2 protein-coding genes are annotated in these 3,531 nt (G+C 75.4%); both read right to left on the bottom strand.

The window, feature by feature from the left end:
- Window positions 1-2,417: beta-ketoacyl synthase N-terminal-like domain-containing protein (locus tag AC08OT_RS19600; RefSeq protein WP_476603171.1), on the bottom strand; the 2,417-nt coding region annotated here is incomplete at its 3' end.
- A 209-nt stretch (window positions 2,418-2,626) separates the two neighbouring features.
- On the bottom strand, window positions 2,627-3,531 hold a 905-nt coding region (locus AC08OT_RS19595; protein WP_476603170.1), incomplete at its 5' end, for a beta/alpha barrel domain-containing protein.

Below are 3,531 nucleotides of genomic sequence, written 5' to 3'. Positions count from 1 at the left end.
AGGTTCCCGGTGGGCAGCCGGTCCACCGACCGCGCCGGCCGGGCCCGGCCGCGCGCGACACCGCTCGCGTCGCCGTCCGCGAACGCCCGCAGCCGCGCCCGCAGCCCGTCCCGGTTAGCCGCCACGAACGCCAGCCGCTCCTTCAGGTGCGCGCGACCGCTCTGGAGAGTCCAGGCGATGTCGTCGAGCGCCGCCGCCGCGGGCAGGCCGTCCGCCAGCCGCTCGCCCAGGACGCGCAACCGCTCCTCGTTGTCAGCCGAGAGCACCACCAGCTGCGGTCGGCCCGTCGCGGCGGGCTCGGTGCGCGCTGGCGCCTCCTCCAGCACCACATGGCTGATCGTGCCGCCCGCACCGAACGAGCTGATCCCCGCCCGCCTCGGCCGCCCGGCGTCGGGCCACGGCGCGGCATCCCGCTGCACCCGGAACGGCGTGGCGGCCCAGTCGACGTTCGGGTTGAGCCGGTCGACGTGCAGGGTCGGCGCGAGCGTGCGATGTTCCATCTGGAGCAGGACCTTGGTCAGCGCCGCGAGCCCCGCGCCCGCCTCGACGTGCCCGATGGTCGACTTCACCGATCCGATCGGCACGCTGCCAGCCGGGCGTTCGCCGAACACCCGGCTCAGGCCGTCGATCTCCACCGGGTCGCCCAACGCGGTGCCGGCGCCGTGCGCCTCCACGCAGTCGATGTCGCCCGGCCCGAGCCGCGCGTCGGCCAGGGCCTGTCGCACCACCTCGCTCTGCGCGAGCGGGCTCGGTACCAGGTAGCCGTTGGTGCGCCCGGCGTGGACCACCCCCGTGCCGCGCACGACCGCGCGTACCCGGTCCCGGTCGGCCAGCGCACGGCGCAACGGCTTGAGGACCAGCGCGCCGACGCCTTCGCTGGGCACGAACCCGTCGCCGCCTTCACCGAAGCTGCGGCAACGGCCCGAGCTGGACGTCAGCGACATCTGCCGCTGCTCCAGGAACTTGTTGGGATGCAGCGACAGGTTGACCGCCCCGACCACGGCGAGCTCGCACTCACCGGCGCGCAGCGCGCGTACCGCGAGGTGCATCGCCACCAGCGACGACGAGCACATGGTGTCCACCGTCAGGCTGGGGCCGCGGAGGTCGAAGAAGAACGACACCCGGTTGGCGACGTGCCCGATGCCGCCGCCGCTGTAGGTGGGGGTGCCGCGCAGGGTCTCCTCGACGCCGAAGAACTGGTGGTCCGAGTACATCGCCCCGGCGTAGACGCCGACGCGCGACCCGTACCGCTCGCGCATCCGCTCGGCGGGCAGCCCCGCGTCGTCGAGGGCTTCCCAGCAGGACTGCAGGAACAGGCGTTCCTGCGGGTCCATCAGGGCCGCGTCACGCGGCGTGATCCCGAACAGGAGCGGGTCGAACTCGTCCACGCCGTCGAGGTAGCCGCCGGTCATCCGCTCGACCGGCCAGCCCGGCCGGCGCCGGTCCGGCGGCAGCGCGCCGACGCAGTCGCGGCCCTCGACCAGGTTGCCCCAGAACGCGTCGAGATCGGGGGACCGCGGGTAGCGGCCCGCGAGGCCGATGATCGCCATCGCGCCGTCGTCCGCCGGTGCTACCGGCACCGGACCGGAATCCGGCGCCGAGGCGACACCTGGCCATCGAGGTGCCTTCAGGACCGGCGCGGGGGTCAGCGGTGCGGGGCCTCCTGGTCCGGGGCCTCCTGGTTCGGAGCCTCGCGGGGCGAGGTCCTGGGCCCGCGGCCGGACACCGGCCGCGTCGAGTTCGTCCACGACCCCGGCCAGCGTGCGGTGCCGGAAGAACAGGGCGCGGTCGGACAGTCCGAAGTCCCGCTCCAGCGTCACGTTGAGCTCGCTGATCTGGGACGAGGTGAGCCCGTAGTCCTCGAACGGCGTGTGGGGGTCCAGCCGGTCCCGGGGGATGCCCGACACCTGGGCGTACTGGACGACGAGATGCTCCAGCAGTGCACCGGACGCCGCTTCGGGGGCGGGCGCCGGTGCCGGTTCGGCCAGGTGGAACGGGTAGGCGGGCAGCGGCTGCCGGTCCGGTCGGGTCCGCCAGAACGCGCGCCACGGCACGTCGTGCCCCCGAACCCACAGCTCGGCGGCCTCCGTGGGAGTCCTCGGCTCGGCTCCGCTCGCGCCACCCACGGCGTGGCCGGTGCGCACGCGCGGGTCCGCCCGGCCGACGACGGCTGCCGCGAGCCCCTCGACCAGGTCGTCCAAGCTCGCGCACACCACCGCGAGCCGGTGAGCCATCGGGGTCCGCGCCGTCTGCGTCGTCCATGCGATGCCGCGCAGCGCCTCGTCGCGGTCGCCCACGCCGTCCCCCAGGTCACGCACGTGGTCGTGGTGCGACCTGGCATAGTGCGCCAACCGAACGGGATCGCCCGCGGACACCAGGACGACGGCCGGGTCCACCAGGCCGTTGCTCGGTTGCATCCCGCCTCCTTCCGGTGCGTACGGCCGGACCTTACCCACCGCGATCACGCCGGTATGCTCAGTACTGAGCAGCGCCCACGAGGTCGGCCGCGCCGGCCATCAGGTGGTCCGCGATCCCCGCCACGGCCCGCCGCCCCGGGTCCCGGTTGAACGCCGCCAGGTCCGGGCCACACGGCAGCCGGTAGTCGAGGGGTTGTTCCGGTGCGCCGTCACGCCAGGCGGCAGCGCGCCGCAGATACCACCGGAGGGCCTCCGCCAGCCGCCGCCGGGGGTCGGCCACGCCCTCGGCGATCTGGTCCAGCGGGTGACCGACGTAGCGTGCCGCAGGGTGGCGGCGTCGGGTTCGGCCCGCCGCCGGTACAGGTCGACGAGGTGGTTGGCCCTGGCCGCGAACAGGGTGCCGCGGCGCAGCACCTCCGAGCGGGCGCCGAGCGTGAAGTGTGAAGGGTCCGGGTCCAGCCGGTGTCGCCGGGTGCCAGCGCGGCCAGATGCGCCCTGGTCGCGGCGGTGAGCGCGGACTCCTCGGCGCACAGGTTCACCGAGGTGGTGAGCAGGAAGTCCGCCCCCAGGGCGAACGCCGCCGCGGCCTGCTCGGGCGTCCCGACACCACCGCTCACCCCGACGTGCACCGGTTGCGGGACGCCCCGGGCGAGGGCCCGCACCTCGGGCAGCAGGTGCAGCACCGTCAGGCCGCCCCCGTGCCACCCTGCGGGCGACGCGACCGCCAGGTCGGAGGCCACCGGCAGGTGGCGGGCCGCGTCGGCTTCCGCCGACGTCAGCGCGCCGGCGCGGACCAGGGCCTCCAGCACCGCCGGGCCCGGCGGGTTCAGGAACGCTCGAGCGCAGTCCAGCCCCATCACGCGGGCGACCACGTGCCGCGCCGGCCTGGCCCGGCCGTGCCGGTCGCGGTGCGCGCCGGTGAAGCGGAACCGCACCAGTTCGGGAGTGGGGCCCAGCGGCAGGTCGACCTCGACCACGCGGACGTCGGCGGCGGGTGGCCCGTCCGCTCGCCATGTCGTCGCCGGCCAGGAGACCGGCGCGTCGGCGAACCCCAGCACCCCCGCGCCGGCCGCCGCGGACACCAGCCGCGAGCCGTTCGCGCCGACGCCCGACG

Source organism: Frankia sp. CgJB1 (assembly GCF_977947065.1).
Note: the sequence above shows the minus strand (reverse complement) of the source record. Positions and strands in the feature narration are given on the sequence as shown.